Origin of the sequence: Lactococcus sp. NH2-7C (assembly GCF_029953655.1) — a bacterium.
Lineage (GTDB): Bacteria > Bacillota > Bacilli > Lactobacillales > Streptococcaceae > Lactococcus > Lactococcus lactis.
The window spans coordinates 2,332,240-2,355,509 of sequence record NZ_CP124538.1; the positions used below are offsets into that span (position 1 = coordinate 2,332,240).

Below are 23,270 nucleotides of genomic sequence, written 5' to 3' on the forward strand. Positions count from 1 at the left end.
TGGCTTGTATATGATTTGCCTAAAAATAAGGAAAGTCGTATAATTTAAGCAACAAAAACATGAATTTAAAAAATTTCATTAACTAAAAAATAATGAAATTGGCGTTTTTCGTATTCATTAATAAGTTTTATATTAATGAATTGACTGCAGTTTTTCTTTAAATTAAGGAAGAATGAGTATATTTTCTGGGGATAATAAATTGAAAAAATTACTATCTGCTTTCAACACACGTGTTGGTTTGCTTAGTTTTATTGTATTTTTTGTATGGGTAAAATCGATGATTGCCTACTTCGGAGTTTTTAATCTTCGTGGAGTTGGTCCAGCAGAATTATTGCTGATGATTATTAACCCAATTGGTTTTACAGCTATTTGTTTTGCTGTTTTACTCTTTATTAGAAGAACTTCGTTTTTCTATTTAGCGACACTGGTTTTAACGATAGCTGCAAATTTTTTGCTCTATCTTAATATTCTCTATTATAGAGAATTCACCGATTTCATCACGATTGATACGATGACTGGTGGGGCTGGAATGTTCCAACATGGTTTTGATTTTGGGTCGGTGCCTGTTCATTTGATGGACTGGGTTTACTGGATTGATCTTGTGGTCATTGTTGTATTACTGATTGCTAAAAAAATGAAATTCGACCAACGACCAGTTGGGGCTAAAAGAGCATTTACCTATCTTTCGATGGGCTTGGCATTATTCGGTTTAAATTTCTGGTTTGGAGATTTTAATAAGAATCAATTAATTTTGCGTAAAGCTCAATCAGATAAGACATATATTGTTCGATATCTTGGCTTAGGCCCTTGGATGTTAACAGACGGTTATTATACTAATTTAGCAAATACGCAACGTAAAGATGCCAGTAAAGAAAGCTTGCAAGAAATTCAAAAATACATTGCTTCAAATCGTTATTTGGCACCAAACATGAAGATGTATGGTATTGCTAAGAATCGCAATGTCATTGAGATCCACTTGGAGTCATTCCAACAAGCATTGATTGATTTGAAAATTAAAGGGACAGATGGAAAAGAACATGTTGTTACACCTTTTCTCAATTCAATCTATCATTCAAATTCTACTTATTCATTCAGTAATTTCTTCAATCAGGTTGGGCAAGGGAAAACCTCCGATGCTGAAAATATGTTGGAAACCTCAACATTTGGTTTACCAGCTGGCTCACTTTTTGCAAAATATGGATCAACCCAAACCTTCCAAGCAATGCCTGCTATCTTGAATCAAACCGATGGATATAGTTCAGCTGTAGTTCATGGGAATGTCGGCGCTTTCTATAATCGATTGAATACCTATAAACAAATGGGCTATCAAAATTTCTTTGACCAAAGCTTCTTTGATAATTCCGCAGCAAATATGAGTCCTTGGGGAATTAAAGATAAATTACTTTTCCGCGATTCTGTGCCATTGCTTGAACAAATGCAACAACCTTTCTATGTTAAGTATTTGACAGTTACAAATCACTTAACATATACAATGGATGATGAAGACAAAGATCCGAACTTTGCAACTGTTGATTCAGGGAATAAATTAGTTGACGGTTACTTTGAAACGGCTCATTACTTAGACCAAGCAGTTCAACAATTTTATGATTATTTGAAAAAATCAGGATTATACGATAAATCAATCATTGTGTTATATGGGGACCACTACGGGATTTCTGGTAGTGACAATAAAGCATTTGCTCCTTACGTTGGTTACAACGCTGATACTTTCAATAGTTACGATAGTACAATGTTACAACGAACACCATTTATGGTAGATATTCCTGGACAAACAAATGGTCATATCATCAATACTTATGTGGGGCAACTTGATGTCATGCCAACGCTTGAACACTTACTTGGTATTGATACGAAAAAATATGTACAGTTTGGTCAAGATATGTTTGCTTCTGGTCGGCAAGATTTTGTTGCTCTAAGAAATGGTGGATTTGTCACGCCAACCATTACTCAACCAAGTTTGAATGGTAACTTTTATGATACTCAAACTGGCTTGCAGATTGAAAAACTTAATGCTCAACAAGAACAATACGTTAAAGAAACCAAACAAAAAGTTTCAGAACTCTTAAAAGCATCTGATAAATTAAATAATCAAAATCTCCTCAGGTTCTATACGCCAGAGGGCTTTAAAGCTGTTGATCCTAAAGATTACAACTATACGGTCAAGGCAACAGAGAAGAGATTGAAGAAAGAAAATGAAGATTTAGCGGCTAGATCAAATAGTTTACTCAGTCAAAATCAAGGAAAATCAACTTTACCAGATTATTCGGTTGAAATTCCAGAAGTTGAAAAAGGACAAGATTCACCAAAGGTGAAAGATTAATAAAAATAAGATAAGTTACTGACAGAAAAATTCAAGATGAGTTAATCAAATTTTGAATCTGATCAGCACTTTATATTAAGAGAGGAACCAATGAAAACAGGATATTTTCTGCCAGTGTCACTTAATCATCGATTAGTTTTGCTCTGGGGCATCATCATTTTAAGCTTTGAGCGAACACTTTTTTATGAATTTAATAAAGAAGGAAACTGGTTTTTGACTATTTTGGCGATTGTTTCATATATTATCTTTATCACTTTGATTTGGCCACATCGTTTCTTCATTGCTGATGACGAGCTTCACTTTACAACATTTCCCCGAGTGCGAATGAAAACAATTGAATTGAAATATATCACAGCCGTAAAAACAACTAAATTTGGTTTTGGATTTTCTTACGCTGGCAAACGTTATCAATTCTTCACTTTTGGAAAGTCTAAAGAAGCTTTAGCTACTTTGCATGATACGATAGAACATTCTGATAAAGTCAGTGATTTAAAAGCCTAATAAAAAAGACGGCAGTTTTGTCGTCTTTTGATTTGTCATAAAAAAATAGGACTAAAATTCATTGTTTTAGTCGATGAAAAAGGAAAGTTATGAATATAAAATGGATATTCAAGAAAATGCTACTTCCCATAATATTTGCCATTGTTGCATTTTTTCTTGTGAGTCATGACCAATTTTTGTACGAGGCGCCAGTTGGTAAAATTACGGTTGCCAAAACGGTAAGTAGTCACGATGTTAGTGATGACTTTCAAAATAAAGACCGTCAAGTCACGCAAGAATTATCAATAAAAGTCCTCAATGCAAAAGGAGCAGAGCCTGGCAGTTTAAAATTAAAAAACACGACGACTCTCTCTCAAACAACAGGACAAATTTATCGTGTCGGTCAGCAAGTAATCTTAAAGAAAATATCGGGAAATTATCAAATTGTGACCTTAAAAAGAGATGCACTAATTGTTGGACTGCTCGTTTTATTTATTGGTTTTGTCATTAGTTTTGAACGATTTAGGGCTTCGATTTTTCTTTTCTTATCTCTGGTCTTAAACCTTCTTTACTTTGTGATTGTCATCGCCCTTAACGTTGAATTTAATCCACCTGTCATTTTGCTATTTGGGCTTCTGTCAGTAATTTTTGCAGCTTCCTCCCTTTTATTTGTCTTGGGACCCACAAAACAGATGCTCTATACTTTTATAACTACCGTGTTAACCACTGCTTTAACTTTTTCAATTGTTTTATTCGTTCTAAAAATGACAGGGAATTCGGGTATTCATTTTGAATATTTGGACTATGTCACCCAAAATCCATCAGAGTTTTTCTTTGTTGGGACAATGATTTCAGTTTTAGGGGCGATCATGGATGGTACAGGTGATATTGTTGCAGGGCTTTTTGGTATGGCTAGACAAAATAAATTGAACAAAATAAATATGGTCAGAAAAGATTACATTAAATCAGGAATTTCAATTGGGCAAGAGCTCATTGGAACTTTGACAAATGTTTTGTTCATGATTTTCATGGCGGAAACTTTGCCGATGACACTTTTATTATTGAGAAATGGAAATTCTTGGTCTTATATTGCAACGGTTGGCCTTAATCTTGGGTTATTGCAAACGATTATTTCGGCCATTGGAATCGTGTTAGCTGTACCAATTACCGCTGTTTTCACAAGTTTTGCTTTGACTAGAAGTCATCAAGGAAAGGAGAGTTCTTTATGAATGCACTCTTGATCCTATTAATTTTACTGATTGTATTGATGCTTATCGTTGCCAAAAAAGATGGCTTACGAAATTTAATTGGTTTGACCTTTAATTTTATTGCTATTTTTGTGTTAATTACTTTAATCTCTTGGGGATTTAATGCAATAGCAGTTCTGATAGTTCTGTCAGTAATTATTTTGGCAATAGCTATCTTTATGTCTGCTGATGAAAGTGAAGTCACATTGATTGCTTTTAAAACGAGTATCATTGTTGTTTTATCTTTGCTCATTCTCGCTTTAATCATTCAACATTTTGGTCAATTTCAGGGATTTGCTACAGAAGATGTTGATGAATTGGAAAATCTGTCATTAAATGTGGGGCTTAATTTTTCAAATGTAGCAATTGTAGTCATGGTCATTTCCATGCTTGGAGCGGTAGCAGAATCAGCGATGGCTTTAGCAGCTAGCCTTTCGGAAGTTGTTGAGCAAGATGAAAACATGAGTCTTGACCAATTTAAAAATCAAAGAGAAATTATATCTCAACAAATTTTAGGAACGGCTGTCAATACCCTCTTTTTTGGAGTTTTGGGAGCAACTGTCGGTCTAATTCTCTGGTTTGTACGTTTAAATTATCGCTTAGCTGATATTTTTAATTCAAAATTACTGATGGCTGAAGTTTCCACCATGCTTTTAGGAATGTTAGGGATTCTATTTGCAATTTGGCTTTCTGGTTATTTTGTTCAAAAATCTTTTGAGCAAAAAAATACTGACAGATAATTCTGTCAGTAAAAATAAAAAAGACTTGATTAATTATCAAGTCTTTTTTATTAATTTAAATTACTGACAGAATCATTCTTTTTTCGATAACTGATAAAGATAATGAAATAAAGAATTGCAGTGAAGACAGTCACACCGATTGGATTAGTAAATAAAATACCGAACAGAATGAGAAAGAGAGCAATCAGTGCTAAGAGACTCATTGTTCTACCCGATAATGATTTTGTTTTAAAAGAAAGACCAAAACCAGCGAGACTAATTAAAATCCAAACGGCTAATACAGTGTAAGAAAGGGAACCAGCCAAGTAATTAAACAAACGATCACCGACAAAATAAGAAAGAACAACACCGATATAGAGTGTACCTGAGCAGAAAATAACTGCTCTTTGAGGGACATGATGTTTATTTAAATGAGACATTCTTTGAGCCATTTTACCTTGACGATTTTTTAAACGGAAATACAAAAGGCGAGATGAAGCATAGATTCCAGAATTAATTGATGAGAAGAGGGCAAGAATGATAATCAAGTTGACAATATCGCCAGCAAAAGGAATATGCATTTTATTAAAGACCATCACAAAAGGACTCATTGAAGAAGTAGCCAATGTTTGCCAATTATAAATCACAAGAAGTAAGAACATCGGAATAATATAAAATGAAATAATTCGACCGATTACACCGCGGATGGCTTTAGGAATGGCTCTTTTAGGATCTTCTGTTTCACTAACTGTAATAGCAATTAATTCAGAACCACCATACGAATAGATAACAATTAATAAAGAATTAATGACCCCTTTAAAGCCATGAGGAGCAAAGCCACCATGAGCGGTCATTCCAGAGAAAGTAGTCACTAGATTAGTATCAAAAATTTGTTTTGCCACAAGAAAAACACCAAAAATAATCAACAAAATAACAACGCTAATTTTGATAAATGCCAACCAGTATTCTGTCTCAGCAAAGAGAGCAACTGAGAATAAGTTAATAAGGGAAGTTAAAAGGGCAATAATCAAGACAAAAACCCAAGTGGGAACATTAGCAAACCAGAGTTGCAAAAAACTTGCAGCAGCAACAGCCTCAGCAATGATATTAATCATCCACATTGACCAATAAACCCAGTCCGTAAAATCTGCCGTATGATTGCCCAGATAAGGCTGAACAAGTCCGGACAAGCCATGTGGATCTTTTGAACTTAGAACAAGCTTTTCTAAACTCTTCATTACAAAATAAAGAACGATTCCTCCGATAAAATAAGCGATTAAGACAGAGGGACCAGCGGCAGCAATGGCTGATGAGCTTCCTTTGAAAAGACCAGCACCAATTGCTCCACCAAGAGCAATCATAGTAATATGGCGTGCGGCCATTTTTTTCTTTAAGGATTGATTAGTTTCCAACGATAATTCCTAGCTTTCTAAATCAATAAGCAGAGACGTCTCTCTTTTATTGACTAATAAATTGATAATAAAACATTAAAAAAAGACGTCCTGAGGACGTCTCTTCGTCCTCATTAATGACTAACGTCAAAGAGGACTCACACATTTAGCTTAAATTAGCTAGTGTGAGCCCTCCTTCAACAACAAGTTAAGAGAAGCTTGTAAATAAGTCATTTATTGGACCTCGTTTTTTTAATTATTCTAAGTGTAATCAAAAGATTTTGATTTGTCAAATATTTTCATAAATAATCTAAAAATATTAGTTAATGTTTAATTCTCCAATCCGACTTTAGTGAGCATTATTGAACCTGACTGATACAGTGTGCTATAATTAAACAATGAATAAAGAAATTAAACTCATTGCCCTAGATTTGGATGGGACCTTACTCAACTCTTCAAAAGAAATTTCAAAAGAAAATCGTCTGGCTATTAATGCAGCAAGACGAAAAGGGGTTCATGTTGTTTTAACAACGGGGCGTCCTTTGATTGCAATTCAACCCTTTCTCAAAACGTTAGAAATGCTTGATTTTGAAGATTTTTCAATTACCTTTAATGGTGGTCTGGTCCAAAGAAATACGGGTCAAATCTTATCTAAAAAAAGTTTTTCACATGATGAAATTTTAGAAATTAAAGAATTGACTTCAAATCTTGGCATTCCTTGCGATGTTTTGAGTGAAGAAAAAGTTTATATGACGAAAAGTAAAATTGACTCGCAATATGACACTTTAAATAAGCTTTTAACTTTTATCAAAGTTGATTTTGATCAAGTTCCACTTGATGTGGTTTATAATAAGATTGTTTCTTGTACAGAAAAAGAATTGTTGGACGCTAGTCTTGATAAAATTCCTGAATCATATTTTGATCAATTTGAGATTTTTAAAACTCAAGCGAAGCTTTTAGAATTTATGCCAAAAGGAATTAATAAAGCTTATGGGTTGACACAATTGATTAATCAGTTAAACTTAAAACCAGAAAATGTAATGGCCATGGGAGATGAAGCAAACGATTTATCAATGATTTCTTGGGCAGGATATGGTGTTGCTATGGCAAATGCTGTCCCAGCAGTTAAAGAGGAAGCAAGAATTATTTCTGATTTAACTAATGACCAACACGCTGTTGCTCATATTATTGAAAAATATGTACTTTAAGGACTAATAATGAAAGATGAAGTTCAACTAAAAAAGTATTTGCCGAGTTTAATTTTTGCGATTATTTTACCAGTTATTGCCTATTTGTTTTTAAAAATGCTTGGGAATTCAGACACTTTAGCTTTAGGAATTGCAACAGCCTTTCCAGTTGTTCATATGCTTTGGTCTTTAATTAGAAAAAAAGAGTTAAATCCTGTTTCTTTAGTGGCAATTATTGGTTTTTTAATTTCACTCTTAGTTGTTTATTTGACGCATGGAAATAATCTTGCTTTCAAGCTCTGGCACCCAATTTTAACGGCTGTCATTGGAACGATTTTTTTACTATCAGTTCTTCTAAATCGACCACTTTTAGAGCTTACTAGCGAGGGTGAAAATCACAGAAAAATGTTAATATTGACTCTTTTTATGGGCTTGGTTTTTATTTTTCATGCTTTATCAGTCATTTTATTAGCCTTTTTTGTAGAGACCACGGCTTTTCTTTTGCTTTCAAAAGTAATCGATTTTTCAGCCGTTGGAGTCCTTGTTTTAGGGCTTGCATTTTTAAGAAAAAAATTAAATTAAAATCTTTCATTTTATGAATGAACTTTATCATCAAGATATGATATTTTATTAAGGAGAAAAAATGGGACTTTTTGACCGCCTCTTCGGGAAGAAGAAACAAGAAGAAACTAATCACGATGTGCCTGTCAGTGAAAATCAATCTAGTGAAATCACTGAAGCCCTCAAGAATGAAAAAGAAAATGAAACTACTAAACTGCCTGAGGTAAATGAAGAACCAGTAAAAGTAGAAAAAGTTACTGACGAGTCTATCAGCAAAATGATTGATCCTGAGCCAGAAATCCCGGCTGAACCTGTCAGTGAAAATGAACCTATTATTTCTGAAAATGTCGAAGTAGAAGTTACTGACGAAAAAGTAAGCTCTGAAACTACAAAAGTGATTGAGAAAAAAGTGACGGACGAAGATGAGGAAGAAGAGATTGTCATTGATATTGATGCTTTGGCTAATATTTTCACTCAATCACGTGAAGAAACTGAGAAAAAATATGAACAGTCATTAACTTTAACTCGAAAGACTTTTTCTGATGGCTTTAATGAACTTTTTGCTAACTTCCGGACAGTTGATGAAGAATTCTTTGAAGAACTTGAAGAAACTTTAATTATGTCAGATGTCGGTGTGGATTTGGCAATGGAAGTGACTGAAGAATTGCGCAAGGAAGCAAAATTAGTCAATGCTAAATCAACAGATGACTTGCGTCAATTGATTATTGAAAAAATTGTTGATAAGTTTGACGGTGAAAAATTACCGACAAAATTGAATATCCAAACGGATGGATTAAGTGTTTTCCTTTTTGTTGGGGTAAATGGTGTTGGTAAAACAACGACCATTGGTAAATTAGCTGCTCGCTATAAAAATGAAGGTAAAAAGGTACTTTTGGCAGCTGCAGATACTTTCCGAGCAGGTGCTATTGACCAATTAGTTGAATGGGGAAATCGTTCAGGAGTTGAAGTAGTCACAAAACCAGCTGGTTCAGATCCAGCGGCAGTCGTTTTTGACGCTCTCGCAAAAGCTAAAGCTGAAAATTATGATATTTTACTTGTGGATACTGCAGGTCGTTTGCAAAATAAAGATAATCTGATGAAAGAGCTGGAAAAAATTGGTAAAGTGATTAAACGAGAAATTCCAGATGCTCCGCATGAAACGATTTTGGCACTTGATGCAACAACAGGCCAAAATGCCATTCAACAAGCCAAAGAATTTTCAGCAGTTACCCCAATTACAGGAATTGCTCTGACCAAACTTGACGGTTCAGCAAAAGGTGGAATTGTTTTGTCAATCGTTCAAAGTCTTAAAATTCCAGTTAAATTGATTGGTTTAGGTGAAAAGCTTAACGATTTGCAAGATTTTGAAGAAGAATTTTTCGTCAGAGGGCTTTTCAAAGAGCTTTTATAAAATATAAAATAAGAAGAAAAAAGTTTTGTTCAGTTTGGACAATGCTTTTTTATTTGTCAACGGTTCCATTAAAATAAAGCCGATGAGCGTTTGAAAAAATTGAGAATTTAATGTAAAATAGAATTACATAAAATAGAACTGTTATGTTCTGTAGGAATTAAAGAAAGGCTCTTCATGTCGTATTCAAATTTGAAGTTGTTTTCGCTCTCTTCTAACCACGAATTAGCCCAAAAGGTGGCTAAAGAAATTGGAATTGAGCTTGGAAAAGTAAGTGTTGGTGCACATTCGGATGGCGAAACTGTCGTTCATATTGACGAATCAGTTCGTGGTGATCATGTGTTTATCCTTCAATCAACAAGTGACCCTGTCAATGATAACTTGATGGAACTCTTGATTATGATGGATGCATTGCGTCGTGCCTCTGCTGCATCAATTAACATTGTCTTACCTTACTATGGTTATGCTCGTCAAGACCGTAAAGCTCGTGCTCGTGAACCAATCACATCAAAACTCGTAGCAAACATGCTTCAAATTGCTGGTGCCGACCGTTTAATTACTTTCGACCTTCACGCACCACAAATTCAAGGATTCTTCAACATTCCAGTTGACCACCTTATGGGCTCACCATTGATTGCTGAATATTTCCGTCGTCAATTGGTTTCCGCTGGTGATGATATCGTTGTTGTTTCGCCTGACCATGGTGGAGTAGGACGTGCGCGCAAGTTGGCAAACTTCTTGAAAGCACCACTTGCTATCATTGATAAACGTCGCCCTCGTGCCAATGTGGCAGAAATTATGAATATTATCGGTGATGTTCAAGGGAAAAAATGTATTTTGATTGATGACATGATTGATACGGCTGGAACAATTACTTTGGCGGCCAATGCACTTAAAGAACTTGGTGCAACAGAAGTCTACGCTTCATGTACTCACGCCGTACTTTCAGGACCAGCAATCGAGAGAATTAATAATTCAGCGATTACTAAACTCGTTGTTTTGGATACTATTGAAATGCCAGAAGAACGTCAAAGTGAAAAAATTGTTCAACTTTCAATTGCTCACTTGCTTGCTGATGCGATTATTCGTATTCACGAACGCCGTCCATTGTCACCACTCTTTGAATTACATCTTCCTTCAGAACAAATCTAAACTATTAATTGTTGGAATTCAAAGTGGATTTAGGATAAGACTTCAAGCGACCAGAGGTCGCTTTTTTAAAAAATGGAACTAGAAAAAATTAGAAAACTTTACGAGAAAGTTGACCCTAGTCAACTGACAGAGCGAGAAAAGTTACTGACAGAATTGATTTTTACTGACAGAAAATTGAAGACTGATAAACTTCCTAATGGCCGCTATCGTATTTTACAATTTTCAGGAAATAATTTTGAAGAATTGGAAAATACTTTAAAACTACTTTTACCTGATTTTGTAAAAAGCATTGGGGAAGAAAAAATTGTGATAGAAGCATTTTCAACTGACAGTCCAACAAACTCAGAACTTTTTGATATTTTTCAAACCCTTTCGCAAGATATGGGTGAAGAAGTGACGGCTTATGTTGGCCGTTTTGTCGAGAAAAATAAACTCTCTGAAGTATATTCTGAAGAATATAAAATTTTTGAAAGTCAGCAAACTTTTAGTGAATACATTTTATCAGAAAGTCTAAACCTATCAGAAAATAGAATTTTACAAGAAATCCGTAAAGAATTATTAGAAAATCCTGAAGACCAAAAACTAGTTGAAGCAATGTATAAAGCAGGTAGCAATCAAACGAAAGCAGCAAAAATACTTTATGTTCATCGAAATACGCTGATTAATAAAATCAAAAAATATGAGCAGAAATATGGTTTACAGCTTTCAGGAAGTGACCTAACTCTCGCTTATAATTTATTATAAAAGACAATTTACATTAGCAATATTATGAGAAAGGAACTGAGTTTAATAAAATTGAACTCAAATCTTTAATATGGAATACAATCATCAAGAAATAGAAGCCAAATGGCAAAAATACTGGGCGGATAACAAAACTTTCCGTACAGGAACAGATAAAAATAAACCAAAATTTTATGCTTTAGACATGTTCCCTTATCCATCTGGTGCAGGACTTCACGTTGGACACCCGGAAGGTTATACTGCAACTGATATTTTGAGCCGTTACAAACGCGCTCAAGGGTTCAATGTTCTTCATCCAATGGGCTGGGATGCCTTTGGTTTACCTGCTGAACAATATGCAATGGATACAGGAAATGACCCAGCAGAATTTACAGCTGAAAATATTGCTAACTTTAAACGTCAAATCAATAGCTTAGGTTTTAGTTATGACTGGGAACGTGAAGTTAATACAACTGACCCTAATTTTTATAAATGGACACAGTGGATTTTTACTAAACTTTATGAAAAAGGTTTAGCTTATGAAGCAGAAGTAGCTGTTAACTGGGTTGAAGAACTCGGAACGGCTATTGCTAATGAAGAAGTGCTTCCAGACGGAACTTCTGAACGCGGGGGATATCCTGTTGTTCGTAAACCAATGCGCCAATGGATGCTTAAAATTACAGCTTATGCGGAACGTTTACTTGAAGACCTTGAAGAAGTCGATTGGCCTGAATCAATCAAAGAAATGCAACGGAATTGGATTGGGAAATCAGTAGGAGCAGATGTGACTTTTGAAGTTGCAGGAACCGACAAATCATTTGAAGTCTTTACGACTCGTCCTGATACCCTTTTTGGGGCAACTTATGCTGTGCTTGCACCTGAACATGATTTAGTTGATGCTATTACGACACCTGAGCAAAAAGAAGCTGTTGCTGAATACCGTCGCAAAGCGAGCTTGAAATCTGATTTAGCCCGTACAGACCTTTCTAAAGAAAAAACTGGAGCATTTACCGGAGCTTACGCGATTAACCCAATTAATGGCCGTAAAATGCCAATTTGGGTTGCAGATTATGTTCTTGCTTCTTATGGACATGGTGCTGTTATGGCAGTTCCTGCTCACGACGAACGTGACTGGGAATTTGCTAAGGTCTATGGACTTGAAATTTTGCCTGTTGTTGAAGGTGGAAATGTAGAAGAAGCTGTTTATACAGAAGATGGCCCTCATATTAATTCAGAATTTTTGAATGGACTTGACAAAGCACAAGCGATTGAAAAAGCCATTGAATTTTTAGAAGAAAAGAAAATTGGGAAAAAGAAAATCACTTACCGCTTGCGTGACTGGCTCTTTAGTCGTCAACGTTATTGGGGTGAACCAATTCCAATTATTCATTGGGAAGATGGCACATCAACAGCGCTCTCAGAAGATGAACTTCCTCTTGTTTTACCAGTAACTTCTGATATTAAACCTTCAGGAACTGGTGAGTCTCCTTTGGCTAATTTGACAGATTGGTTGGAAGTTACACGCGCAGATGGCGTAAAAGGTCGCCGTGAAACTAACACAATGCCACAGTGGGCAGGTTCAAGTTGGTACTACCTTCGTTATATTGATCCCAATAATAGTGAAGCTTTGGCAGACCCAGAACTTCTCAAAGAATGGTTACCAGTTGATATCTATGTAGGAGGGGCTGAACATGCCGTTCTTCACCTACTTTATGCTCGTTTCTGGCATAAAGTACTCTATGATTTAGGAGTTGTTCCAACTAAAGAACCTTTCCAAAAACTCTTTAACCAAGGAATGATTCTCGGAACTTCTTATCGTGATCATCGTGGCGCCTTAGTTGCAACTGATAAAGTTGAAAAACGTGATGGTGGCTTTTACCATATGGAAACAGGCGAAGCCCTTGAGCAAGCTCCAGCTAAAATGTCTAAATCTCTTAAAAATGTTGTTAATCCTGATGATGTTGTTGAACATTATGGAGCTGATACTTTACGTGTTTATGAAATGTTCATGGGTCCACTTGACGCAAGTATTCCATGGTCAGAAGAAGGCCTTGAAGGTGCTCGTAAATTCCTAGACCGAGCTGTTCGAATGATTGAAAATTCAGAGATTAGAGCTGAAAATAATGGAGAATTGGACAAAGTTTACAACGAAACAGTGAAAAATGTCACTGAGCGTTTGGACTTGATGTACTTTAACACTGCAATTTCCCAATTAATGATTTTTGTTAATGCAGTTAATAAAGCTAAAGCTTTACCGTTAGAATACGCTAATGGCTTTGTCCAACTTTTGGCGCCATTTGCACCACATATTGCTGAAGAACTTTGGGTAAAATTAGGTAATGAAGCTGGAATTTCTTATGTTGCTTGGCCAACATTTGACGAAAGCAAATTAATTGAATCAGAAGTTGAAATTGTTGTTCAAATTAATGGTAAATTAAAAGCAAAAATTAAAATTGCTAAAGATTTAGCGCGTGAAGAACTTGAAAAAATTGGTCGTGAATCAGTTGCTGAGGCCCTTGAAGGTAAAAACGTGGTCAAAGTAATCGCTGTTCCAAATAAATTGGTTAATATTGTTGTAAAATAGAGATGACAATCTGAACATTTATCAGTTAAATCTTATAATAATTAGCTGTCAGTAAAAAAGTGAGAGCTAAAAAATAAAAAGTAAAATAAGCTGGTTGACAATTTGTCGACTAGCTTATTTTATTTTGGAAGTCACAGAAGAGTTTAGAGGTGAATCACAAAATTTTATCTGTCATTGAATCAGAGTATAGCTTAAAAAGCTGTCCGTAATTTATTTATTAAATAAAAATCGATACTGATGAGTTCACTCAGGATCACAAATAAATAATCAACAACATAAGAAAGGTTGGGTCAATAAAAATGATTGATTTCTTGCCCGAACAAGTTCGAACGCTTAATGAACTAGAAACTGCAACATTTAATTTTATCTTATCTAATTTATCAAGTATTGATAAAATGTCAGTCAGACAGCTTGCACAAGCTGTCCATGTTTCCACAGCAACAGTTATGCGCATGACCAGAAAACTTGGTTTTGAGGGCTGGGTAGAACTAAAATATTATCTTAAAAACCAAAATCAACTGACAGAAATTCCAGTTAATTACTATGAAAATTTATTACAACTCGACCTATTTTTACGAAAAATAACCTCTAAGGAAGCGGGAAGAAAATTAGAAGAAGCTGTCAAATTAATTCGAGAAGCTCGATATATTATTTTTATTGGAGTAGGTTCTTCAGGAGCTTTAGCTGAATATGGCGCCCGTTATTTTACAAATATTGGCTTAGAATCTTATGCCATTTCTGATCCTTATCAAGCCGTTAAGGGCAAAGGTGCACCAGACGTTTTAAGCATTGTCTTATCCGCTTCGGGTGAAACAGATAAGATTATTGAACGAGTTGTCAAACTAAGAGAGGAAGCGCCAGCAAAGATTATTTCAATTACAAATCATCCAGAAACGACCTTATCCAAACTTTCAAATATAAATTTAACTTATGGATTCCAAACGGAATATTCCGCCTATGACCCCCTTGAAAATTTGACTTCGCAGCTCCCAGTTATTGCTTTTATTGAAATACTAGCTCATCAGGCAATGGAAAAAGCTGATAAATGTAACTAATCATGTAACAGGTAACAAAGATATAAAAACCCCTTGCAAAAAAAATTGTAAGGGGTATTATTATATTGTAAGCGGTTTAATTAAAAGAGTACAGTATTCAAAGTATCTGAACTGTCTTAACAAATTGAGTTCGACCTTCTTGAAATAAGTGAAAATACGATTCGCCTTGCAACTTTGCCTTTTTATCACTTGCTTTAGCAAGTAGAGAAAACGGACAGCGTAGCTGATGAAATCAGCAAAGATAGTCGCTTAGAGCGAATGGATTGCGTAGCAGCTTGCTGCGTAGATAGATAAAATACGTTGAGCATTCCAGCTAAGTGCTAAAGCACTTGTTGGCAGGGCAAAACATCAGCACAAAAGACAATTTCCTCATTTCAGAACCGTCGGACTCACATCTTAAAGGAGGTTTATTTATGAACGGCTTCATAAATAATAAAGTCTTACCGCCAATTATGAAATTCGTGAATACACGAGCGATGACTGCTTTGAAAAATGGAATGCTTTTTGCCATGCCATTTATCATTGTTGGGTCAATTTTCTTAATTCTTGCGAATATTCCAATTCCACCTGTGGCAAAATGGTTATCAGACAATGGCTGGTCAGCAATTTTTACCCAAGCATTTAACGTATCATTCGGTATTTTAGCGATTTGGGCAGCAGTTGGTATTGGCTATTCTTATGTCAAAGAAGCTGGTTTTGGCGATGTTGCCTTACAAGGAGGATTAACTTCTCTCTCTGCATTTTTCATTGTTCAATCTCTAAGTATTGCAAATCCAATTACAGCTGCACTAGCTACTGGGAAAGAAGCCTCAGGTATTGGAAATCTCACAGGAGAACAAGCAACGGCTGCTTTTGAAAAGCTTCCTCATGCCATGCAAGTCTTTCTGAATAATCCAGTGACAGGAGTGCTCAATTTAACTTGGAATGGTGGTCAAGGAATGATTGCGGCCATTATTATTGGTATTTTATCAGGCTGGGCTTATTCAGCGATGATGAAAGCAGGCTGGAAGATTACACTTCCTGAACAAGTCCCATCAAATGTTGCTAATCAATTTACTTCAATGATTCCGACAGGAGTAATTGTCGTCGCCGCTACGGTTGTCTATGCTTTATTTGATAAAATTGGTCATACCGATGCAGTAACCTTTATTTATCATTGGTTATCTGTCCCTCTACAAGGTTTAGGAGGCTCATTTGGTGGAATTATTATTATCTCACTCTTAGTTCCATTCTTCTGGTTCTTTGGGGTACATGGTGGAATTATCATGGGAGCGATTACCTCTGCCTTTTTGATTCCAAATACCTTTGCCAATGCATCCCTTTATCAATCTCACAAGTTGAGTTTAGCGAATGGTGCTCATATTGTGACCAATGAATTCTATAATAACTTTATAAATCTTTCGGGTTCAGGAATTACCTTTGGTTTAATTATCTTTACGATTTTCTTTGCTCGTTCAGAGCAGATGAAATCAATTGGTAAAGTTGAGCTAGTTCCAGGTTTATTTAATATCAATGAACCTTTCTTATTTGGATTGCCACTTGTTTTAAATCCAGTCCTTGCTCTGCCATTCTTTCTTGTTCCGGTAGTCGTTTCGGCTACGGTTTACGGAGCGATTTATTTTCACATTGTTCCACCAATGAATGGTGTTGCTGCGCCTTGGACCACTCCACCAATTATTTCTGGCTTTTTAATCGGAGGCTGGCAATATGCAGTGCTGCAAGTTATTGCGCTTTTAGAATCAATTTTGATTTATCTTCCATTTGCTAAAAAATATGACAAAATGTTGTTAGAACAAGAAGCAAATGCTGAAGCTGAAGAAGTTATTGCTTAGTAATTGAATAAGGAGATTAGAAACTCCGGAGAAACTTTTTCTTCGGGATTTCTTTTTATAAAATTAAAGATAAAAGGGGATAAAATGCAAAATAAAATGCCAAAAGATTTTTTCTGGGGGAATTCAACTTCATCAATGCAAACAGAAGGAGGCTGGAACGAAGGTGGAAAAGGACCCTCTGTCTATGATGTGAATACCGCTGGACGTTCTGCCAAAGATTGGCAAGTAACAAATGATAATTATCATCATTATTCACAAGATCTAGATCTTATGAAAGAAATGAATATGAATATGTATCGTTTCCAGATTTCTTGGTCACGGATTGTTCCTGACGGCGATGGTGAGTTTAATGAGGAAGGGATTACCTTTTATAATCGCCTAATTGATGATTTACTTGCTCGTGGAATTGAGCCTATGATATGTCTCTATCATTTTGATATGCCATTAAAGCTGGCTGAAAAGTATAATGGCTTTTTAAGTCGAAAAGTAAAAGAGGCATTTGTAAGATTTGGGCAAGAAATGATGAAAAGATTTGCTGACAAAGTCAAATATTGGATTGTTTTTAATGAGCATAATCTTTATTTTGCTGACGGTTTTGAGCATTATTCGGGAGTTTTGAAAAAAGAGCTGACACTCTCTGATATGTACACTGTTTTTCATCACACCATGCTTGCTCATTGCGAATTAACACAATTTTTGCATGAAAATTTTGAAGCAAAAATAGGAGGAATGTTGGCGACTACAGAAATCTATCCCGCAACTTTTTCACCAAAAGATAATTTATATCTTAGAAAATTTGATGAATTTTATAATCGAAATCTCTGTGATGTTTATGCTTTTGGCCATTATTCGCATGAGGTTATGACTTATGTTAAAAATCAAAAGATCGAAATGGATTTTCAAAAAGGAGATGAAGAAATTTTAAAAAATGGAATTTCTGACTTTATTTCTTTTTCTTATTATCGCTCAATTTTGCTTGATGCAAGTCAGCTGACAGAAAATGATGCACCAAATTCTTATTTGACTAAAGGGCTGAAATTAAATCCATTGCTCGAACATAATCAATGGGATTGGTCCATTGACCCAGAAGGCTTTAGAAGAATTCTAAATAGATTATATAATGAATTTGGTTTGCCTGTTTTTCCTATTGAAAATGGAATTGGTCAGTCAGAAATCTGGGATGGGCAAACAGAAATTGCTGATGACTTGAGAATTTCTTATCATCAGAAACATCTTGCAGCCATGAAAAAGGCAATATTTACTGACGGAGTAGATGTTATGGGTTATCTTGGTTGGGGATTGATTGATATTCCTGCTTCGTCTGGTGATATTGATAAACGTTACGGTGCTGTTTATGTGGAGCCAAAAAGCCATAAACGTATTCCTAAAAAATCATTTCATTGGTTTAAAAATGTTTTTGCTTCAAATGGTGATTATTTGGATTAGAATAATCAGTGATAAAAATAAAATAATTATAGAAAAATTATGATTCACTCATATTTCTTAATTAAACTGATAGCTAGTCTGTCAGTTTTTAAATTCATCATAAAAAATTTACTGACAGAATTTTTTTACATATTGTCAGTATTTTTATCTGCCTGAAGAATAATCAGTGACTAAAAATCATAATTGGTCAGTGCTGACAGAATTTTTGTTACAATGAAAACATTGGAAAAAGCTTGAGAGGAAACAAAAATGTCTTTTTTTACAACAAATGATTTAGTAAAAATAAATTTTCATGATTATGGTATTCAGTTAAATCAACCTCTGATTCTAATTGGTGGCTATTCGTCCAGTGAAGTTACGTGGTTTGCCCAAATAGAAACATTTGTAAATGCTGGTTATCGGGTGATTACTTATGATCATCGCTCACATGGAGATTCACAACAAGTTGATTATGGCTTGACTTTACACCGTTTGGCAATGGACCTAAAAGAATTAATTGACTATTTACAATTAAAAAATGTTGTCTTAATTGGCCATTCGATGGGTGCGGCAACAATTATGGCTTATGAAGAATTATTTACTGACGAAAATATATCAGCAATAATTACAGAAGATCAGGCCCCAACTTTCTTCAAATCGGCAGATTGGCTCAATGGTCAATATGGGAAAACACTGAGAGAGCTGTCAGTATTTATTGATGATTTTCCAAAAACTCGGTTGACACAAAAAAAGTTGTCAGATAGTGTAAAACGAACACTGGGACATGGAATGAAACCTTTTGATTTCAAACGCTATCGCCCTTTACTGCAAAATGTTATTTTGCAAGATTGGCGTCCTGAGCTTGGGCAAGAAAAAAAACCACATTTATTTTTTGCCGGCGAGAAATCTCCGATTTTTCCAGCAATTCATGCTCAAGCAGCGCGTGAATTACAAAACAATCCAAATTCAGAAGTTCAAATTTTTGAAGGATGTGGGCATATCTTACATTTGGAAGAAATTGAGAAATTCAACCAAGCAGTCATTGATTTTCTCAACAAAATAAAAAAAGACTGATGTGGTCAGTCTTTTTTGCTGACCGTCAGTAAAATTTAAACTAGTAAGAATGGCAGTATTATAGTCTTAAAAGTATTAAATAAATTTTATTTTCATATCATTTTTTTCTCATAATAAAACTTGATAAAATAGAATTAAGAAATGGAAAGGAGCTAAACCATGAAAAATAATAACATGGAACTTGCCCAAGATTCAAAAACTGATGATCAGCAGAACCCAAAGAATTTTAAAATTGAAACGACCGTAATGAAATTAGTAGTAGATAGCTATCTCCATGGCGCTCAAACCTGTGAAGTTCAAAAAGGAAAAATTTTAGGCGTTAGTATTCACCATGGATCTTGTGATAGTATTCATCTTTTTATTAATGACGACCATAAAGTCACGGTAGAAGTTAGCCAAGGCATTAGCAGAATTTCACTGATGCAAAAGAAAAATATTGAAGATATTGGCTATATACTTCCTTTCATGAAATGTTTAGGTGTATCTGAGGGGCAAGTCATGAAAAATTACTCAATTATTTAAAAAAGCCGTATACTGCGGTTTTTTATTTTAAAAATTACAGAAAGTAAATTTATAAACAGAAAAATGTATATTTATTTCGATAAGAGGTATAATATTTTTTGGAATTATTATTAGTAGGAGGCCAAGAGAAATGGCTAAGAAAAAAATCGTTATTGTAGGTGCTGGATTTGCTGGAGTTTCAGCCACACGCTTACTTGCAAAAAATTTGAAAAATGATGCAGAAATTACAGTTATAGATAAACATGATTTTCAAACTTCAATGACCCAACTTCATGAAGTTGCAGCAAGTCGTGTTGAGCCAGATGCTGTTCAATATCATTTGAATCGAACAATCGGAAAATTTAATAACGTTAAAGTGGTAAAAGAGTCACTTGTTGAACTTGATAAAGCAAACAAAAAAGTGATTACAGATAAAAATAGCTATGACTATGATTATTTAGTCGTTTCAATGGGTGGAGAGCCCAATGATTTTGGTGTACCAGGTGTTAACGAATATGGCTTCACACTTTGGTCACTTGAGGACGCTTTGAAAATAAAAGCACATTTAAAAGAAATGGTTCAAGCAGCAGCCAAAGAAGCAGATGCAGAAAAACGCAAAAAATTGTTAACCTTTAGCGTGGCTGGTTCAGGATTCACCGGAATTGAAATGGCTGGGGAATTGATTGATTGGCGTAAAAAAGCGTCTAAAAAATACGGCATTCCAGAATCCGAATTTACAATCAATATTGTTGAAATGATGCCAACAATTATGAATATTTTAGACCGTAGTTTAGCAGATAAAGCACTTGTTTACCTTCAAAATAAAAACATCAATGTCCTTGTAAATCATGGAATTACAGCCGTAGCGCAAGATCATATCACTGTTAATGTTGGTGGGCGTGACGAGGAAAAAGTTGTTAAAGAAATTCCGGGATATACCTTGATTTGGACAACAGGTGTTCAAGGAAATACTGAAGCAGAAGCTTGTCAACTTTCAGAAACAGAACGTGGTCATCGTCTTCAAGCAAATGAATACATGGAAGCTATCGGTGAAGAAAATCACGGTATTTATGTTGCAGGAGATGTATCAGGTTATATTGTTCCCGAAAATGGTCGACCAACTCCTCAAATTGTAGAAGCAGCAGAACAAACAGGAAGCACGGCCGCTAAAAATATTATTGCAGATATTAAAGGTGGCGAAAAAACCAAATTTGTTGGAAATTATCGTGGAACACTGGTTTCTATTGGTTCAGGCTATGCGGTTGGGACAGTTGGAAAAACAAAATTAAGTGGTTTTTCAGCAACATTCATGAAACACATGGTTTATCTTGTTTATACCTTTGAAATTCGTTCTGGTCATTATTTCTTCAAATATATCAATGACCAACTTTTCCACAAAGGGGCAATTTAAGCCAAAGTAAAATATGAGTATAAAACTTTTCCATAAAAATTTGGAAAAGTTTTTCTTGTGCAACAGTTTACAAATTGCTCTAAAAAGGATATAATAGTGCCTGACGTTATTATTATATTACTAGTAGGAGAACCATTCTAAATGACTAAGAAACAAATCGTAGTCATCGGTGGTGGTGTTGCAGGAGTACATGCGACGCGTGAGCTTTCTAAAAAGCTCAAAGCAGATGCTGACATCACACTGATTGACAAACATAGTTACCACACAACCATGACTCAACTTCACGAAGTTGCAGCTGGGCGTGTGCCATTCACAACTGTACAATATGATTTCCAAAAGCTTTTAGGAAAACGTAAAAACGTTAGTCTTGTCACTGACTCTGTTGTTAGTCTTGACAAAGAAAACAAACAAGTCATCACAAAACATGGCCGTTATAGCTATGATTATGTCATTGTTGCTCTTGGTGGAGAACCAAATGACTTTGGAGTTCCTGGTGTTAAAGAACACGGGTTTACACTTTGGTCACTTGAAGATGCAATGCGAATCAAACGTCATTTGGAAAAAATCGTCCAATATGCTTCAACAGAAGTTGATGATGAAAAACGTCGTGCTCTTTTAACAATTTCTGTTGCCGGATCAGGATTTACTGGGATTGAAATGGCAGGCGAATTGATTGATTGGCGTAAAAAAGTTTCAACAGATTGGAAGATTCCTGAAGAAGAAATAACAATCAACGTTGTTGAAATGATGCCAACAATCCTTAATACTTTAGACCGTAAACAAGCAGATAAAGCTCATGCTTATCTTGAAAAGAAAAATGTTCACGTTTTAACAAACCATGGTATTGTTGAGGTGGCAAAAGATCATATTAAAGTAAATGTTGGTGGGCGTGACGAAGAAAAAGTTGCTAAAGAACTTCCAACTCACACATTAATCTGGACAACAGGTGTTCAAGGAAATACAGCTGCAAAAACAGACCTTAATGAAACAGAACGTGGACATCGTCTTCAAGCAAATGAATACATGGAAGCTGTTGGTTTTGAAGGAAAAGGGATTTATGTTGCTGGTGACGTTTCAGGATATATTGAACCAGATACTGGTCGTCCAACGCCACAAATCGTTGAAGCTGCGGAACAAACAGCACACACAGCAGCTGCAAATATTCTTGCAGATATCAATGGTGGAAGCAAACATAAACATGAAAGTAAATACCAAGGAACAATGGTTTCAATTGGTTCAACTTGGGGAGTTGCCAAAATCGGTAGCATGCGTCTAACTGGTTTCTGGGCAATGTTGATGAAGAACATTGTTTACTTTATCTATACTTTACAAATACGTTCAGCACATTATTTCTGGCGTTATGCCTTGGACGAAGTGTTCCGCGTAAAAGATAATCGTAACTTTATGCGTGGTCATACTTCACGTCAAGGAAATGTACTTTGGGCTGTCCCACTTCGTATTTTTTATGGTGTGGTTTGGTTTACCGAAGCAATTAAGAAAATTGTAGGTGATGGTCAGTACTTTAACCCAACGACTTGGTTTGGTAAAGGTTCTTGGTTTACAAATGATCTTAAATTCCCATTCTCATGGTTGCAAGAAGCACCAAAAGCAGCTGACGCAGCCGCAGGCGCTTCAACAGCCGCTTCATCAAGTTCTAGTGTAGCCGATGCAGCTGCAGGTGCTACAGGTGCAGCAACTACAGCCGCTTCAAGTGGTGGTGGTGAAGCTGCTCATAAAGCAACTGAATGGGGGCTCTCATACGCTTACGGTTCTGACCCAATGACTGTTTTTGACAAAGTGCCACATTGGATGGAACCTATCTTTAAGTTTATGATTCCAAACCGTGAAGTCGCATTATTCATGCAAAAATTTATGTCAATTGTTGAAATCTTCCTTGCACTTGCCCTTATTTTTGGACTATTCACTTGGATTGCAGCAGCAGCAACAGCCGCATTGACTGTTATGTTCTCACTTTCAGGAATGTTCTACTGGGTTAACATTTGGTTTATTCCAGTGGCAATTGCCCTTATGAATGGTTCAGGTCGTTCATTTGGTTTAGATAAATGGGTTCAACCTTGGATTCAACGATGGCTAACCAAAATATGGTATGGTCAATCGCGTTCAATTTATAAAGGACGCCAATAGAAAGAAAATAGCTCTGCCGAGCTATTTTTTTTTTGCC

General features: G+C 35.5%; 17 protein-coding genes and 1 pseudogene. 17 read left to right on the forward strand and 1 reads right to left on the reverse strand.

Annotated elements, in window-relative coordinates; genetic code table 11:
* Positions 1-172: 172 nt before the first annotated feature.
* The 4 genes from QJV49_RS11710 to QJV49_RS11725 all read left to right on the forward strand — a co-directional run bounded on the left by QJV49_RS11710 (position 173) and on the right by QJV49_RS11725 (position 4,808).
* Positions 173-2,341 carry an LTA synthase family protein gene (locus tag QJV49_RS11710; protein ID WP_225511732.1) on the forward strand — a complete coding sequence of 723 codons (2,169 nt, stop codon included), beginning with the start codon at positions 173-175 and terminating at the stop codon, positions 2,339-2,341.
* A gap of 90 nt (positions 2,342-2,431) precedes the next feature.
* Positions 2,432-2,842 (forward strand): EbsA family protein, encoded by a 411-nt coding sequence (locus QJV49_RS11715; RefSeq protein WP_003132556.1) that lies wholly within the window; start codon positions 2,432-2,434, stop codon positions 2,840-2,842.
* Positions 2,843-2,931: 89 nt separating this feature from the next.
* Positions 2,932-4,050, forward strand: a complete 1,119-nt coding sequence (locus tag QJV49_RS11720) for a YibE/F family protein (protein WP_225511733.1) — start codon at positions 2,932-2,934, stop codon at positions 4,048-4,050.
* Positions 4,047-4,808 (forward strand): YibE/F family protein, encoded by a 762-nt coding sequence (locus QJV49_RS11725; protein WP_225511734.1) that lies wholly within the window; start codon positions 4,047-4,049, stop codon positions 4,806-4,808. The genes QJV49_RS11720 and QJV49_RS11725 overlap by 4 nt, the downstream gene beginning before the upstream one ends.
* A gap of 50 nt (positions 4,809-4,858) precedes the next feature.
* On the opposite strand, the gene QJV49_RS11730 is transcribed toward QJV49_RS11725, so the two are convergent.
* Positions 4,859-6,199 (reverse strand): amino acid permease, encoded by a 1,341-nt coding sequence (locus QJV49_RS11730; protein WP_225511735.1) that lies wholly within the window; start codon positions 6,197-6,199, stop codon positions 4,859-4,861.
* A gap of 377 nt (positions 6,200-6,576) precedes the next feature.
* Between QJV49_RS11730 and QJV49_RS11735 the strand changes: the two genes are divergently transcribed.
* From QJV49_RS11735 to QJV49_RS11795, 13 genes and pseudogenes are all read left to right on the forward strand, one after another.
* The gene (locus QJV49_RS11735) at positions 6,577-7,386 is read left to right on the forward strand and encodes a Cof-type HAD-IIB family hydrolase (RefSeq protein WP_225511736.1); all 810 of its coding nucleotides are present in this window, start codon (positions 6,577-6,579) and stop codon (positions 7,384-7,386) included.
* A gap of 9 nt (positions 7,387-7,395) precedes the next feature.
* Positions 7,396-7,947: a VC0807 family protein gene (locus QJV49_RS11740; protein WP_225511737.1), complete on the forward strand. Its 552-nt coding sequence runs from the start codon at positions 7,396-7,398 to the stop codon at positions 7,945-7,947.
* 61 nt (positions 7,948-8,008) lie between these two features.
* Positions 8,009-9,337 carry a signal recognition particle-docking protein FtsY gene (gene ftsY / locus QJV49_RS11745; protein ID WP_225511738.1) on the forward strand — a complete coding sequence of 443 codons (1,329 nt, stop codon included), beginning with the start codon at positions 8,009-8,011 and terminating at the stop codon, positions 9,335-9,337.
* A 174-nt stretch (positions 9,338-9,511) separates the two neighbouring features.
* Positions 9,512-10,486: a ribose-phosphate diphosphokinase gene (locus tag QJV49_RS11750; RefSeq protein ID WP_011835531.1), complete on the forward strand. Its 975-nt coding sequence runs from the start codon at positions 9,512-9,514 to the stop codon at positions 10,484-10,486.
* A gap of 72 nt (positions 10,487-10,558) precedes the next feature.
* The gene (locus QJV49_RS11755) at positions 10,559-11,230 is read left to right on the forward strand and encodes a helix-turn-helix domain-containing protein (RefSeq protein WP_225511739.1); all 672 of its coding nucleotides are present in this window, start codon (positions 10,559-10,561) and stop codon (positions 11,228-11,230) included.
* Between the two features lie 70 nt (positions 11,231-11,300).
* Positions 11,301-13,790, forward strand: a complete 2,490-nt coding sequence (gene leuS, locus QJV49_RS11760) for a leucine--tRNA ligase (protein WP_225511740.1) — start codon at positions 11,301-11,303, stop codon at positions 13,788-13,790.
* A gap of 299 nt (positions 13,791-14,089) precedes the next feature.
* On the forward strand, positions 14,090-14,845 hold the full coding sequence (locus QJV49_RS11765; RefSeq protein ID WP_003132572.1) for a MurR/RpiR family transcriptional regulator: 756 nt from the start codon (positions 14,090-14,092) through the stop codon (positions 14,843-14,845).
* 413 nt (positions 14,846-15,258) lie between these two features.
* On the forward strand, positions 15,259-16,677 hold the full coding sequence (locus QJV49_RS11770) for a PTS sugar transporter subunit IIC (protein WP_225511741.1): 1,419 nt from the start codon (positions 15,259-15,261) through the stop codon (positions 16,675-16,677).
* 84 nt (positions 16,678-16,761) lie between these two features.
* Positions 16,762-18,123: a glycoside hydrolase family 1 protein gene (locus QJV49_RS11775; RefSeq protein WP_225511742.1), complete on the forward strand. Its 1,362-nt coding sequence runs from the start codon at positions 16,762-16,764 to the stop codon at positions 18,121-18,123.
* A gap of 249 nt (positions 18,124-18,372) precedes the next feature.
* A complete protein-coding gene (locus tag QJV49_RS11780; RefSeq protein WP_225511743.1) occupies positions 18,373-19,176 on the forward strand; it encodes an alpha/beta fold hydrolase in 804 nt (267 codons plus the stop codon).
* A 159-nt stretch (positions 19,177-19,335) separates the two neighbouring features.
* Entirely contained in the window at positions 19,336-19,698 is a 363-nt protein-coding gene (locus tag QJV49_RS11785; protein WP_225511744.1) for a hypothetical protein, read from the forward strand.
* Positions 19,699-19,828: 130 nt separating this feature from the next.
* Positions 19,829-21,070: pseudogene (locus tag QJV49_RS11790) on the forward strand (NAD(P)/FAD-dependent oxidoreductase); the annotation flags it as partial.
* Between the two features lie 159 nt (positions 21,071-21,229).
* Positions 21,230-23,233 (forward strand): NAD(P)/FAD-dependent oxidoreductase, encoded by a 2,004-nt coding sequence (locus QJV49_RS11795; protein ID WP_015426135.1) that lies wholly within the window; start codon positions 21,230-21,232, stop codon positions 23,231-23,233.
* Positions 23,234-23,270 lie beyond the last annotated feature (37 nt).

Bases quoted from the DNA above. Each gene is read 5' to 3' on its own strand.
- QJV49_RS11710 (WP_225511732.1), top strand. From the start codon at position 173: ATGAGTATATTTTCTGGGGATAATAAATTGAAAAAATTACTATCTGCT.
- QJV49_RS11715 (WP_003132556.1), top strand. From the start codon at position 2,432: ATGAAAACAGGATATTTTCTGCCAGTGTCACTTAATCATCGATTAGTT.
- QJV49_RS11720 (WP_225511733.1), top strand. From the start codon at position 2,932: ATGAATATAAAATGGATATTCAAGAAAATGCTACTTCCCATAATATTT.
- QJV49_RS11725 (WP_225511734.1), top strand. From the start codon at position 4,047: ATGAATGCACTCTTGATCCTATTAATTTTACTGATTGTATTGATGCTT.
- QJV49_RS11735 (WP_225511736.1), top strand. From the start codon at position 6,577: ATGAATAAAGAAATTAAACTCATTGCCCTAGATTTGGATGGGACCTTA.
- QJV49_RS11740 (WP_225511737.1), top strand. From the start codon at position 7,396: ATGAAAGATGAAGTTCAACTAAAAAAGTATTTGCCGAGTTTAATTTTT.
- ftsY (WP_225511738.1), top strand. From the start codon at position 8,009: ATGGGACTTTTTGACCGCCTCTTCGGGAAGAAGAAACAAGAAGAAACT.
- QJV49_RS11750 (WP_011835531.1), top strand. From the start codon at position 9,512: ATGTCGTATTCAAATTTGAAGTTGTTTTCGCTCTCTTCTAACCACGAA.
- QJV49_RS11755 (WP_225511739.1), top strand. From the start codon at position 10,559: ATGGAACTAGAAAAAATTAGAAAACTTTACGAGAAAGTTGACCCTAGT.
- leuS (WP_225511740.1), top strand. From the start codon at position 11,301: ATGGAATACAATCATCAAGAAATAGAAGCCAAATGGCAAAAATACTGG.
- QJV49_RS11765 (WP_003132572.1), top strand. From the start codon at position 14,090: ATGATTGATTTCTTGCCCGAACAAGTTCGAACGCTTAATGAACTAGAA.
- QJV49_RS11770 (WP_225511741.1), top strand. From the start codon at position 15,259: ATGAACGGCTTCATAAATAATAAAGTCTTACCGCCAATTATGAAATTC.
- QJV49_RS11775 (WP_225511742.1), top strand. From the start codon at position 16,762: ATGCAAAATAAAATGCCAAAAGATTTTTTCTGGGGGAATTCAACTTCA.
- QJV49_RS11780 (WP_225511743.1), top strand. From the start codon at position 18,373: ATGTCTTTTTTTACAACAAATGATTTAGTAAAAATAAATTTTCATGAT.
- QJV49_RS11785 (WP_225511744.1), top strand. From the start codon at position 19,336: ATGAAAAATAATAACATGGAACTTGCCCAAGATTCAAAAACTGATGAT.
- QJV49_RS11795 (WP_015426135.1), top strand. From the start codon at position 21,230: ATGACTAAGAAACAAATCGTAGTCATCGGTGGTGGTGTTGCAGGAGTA.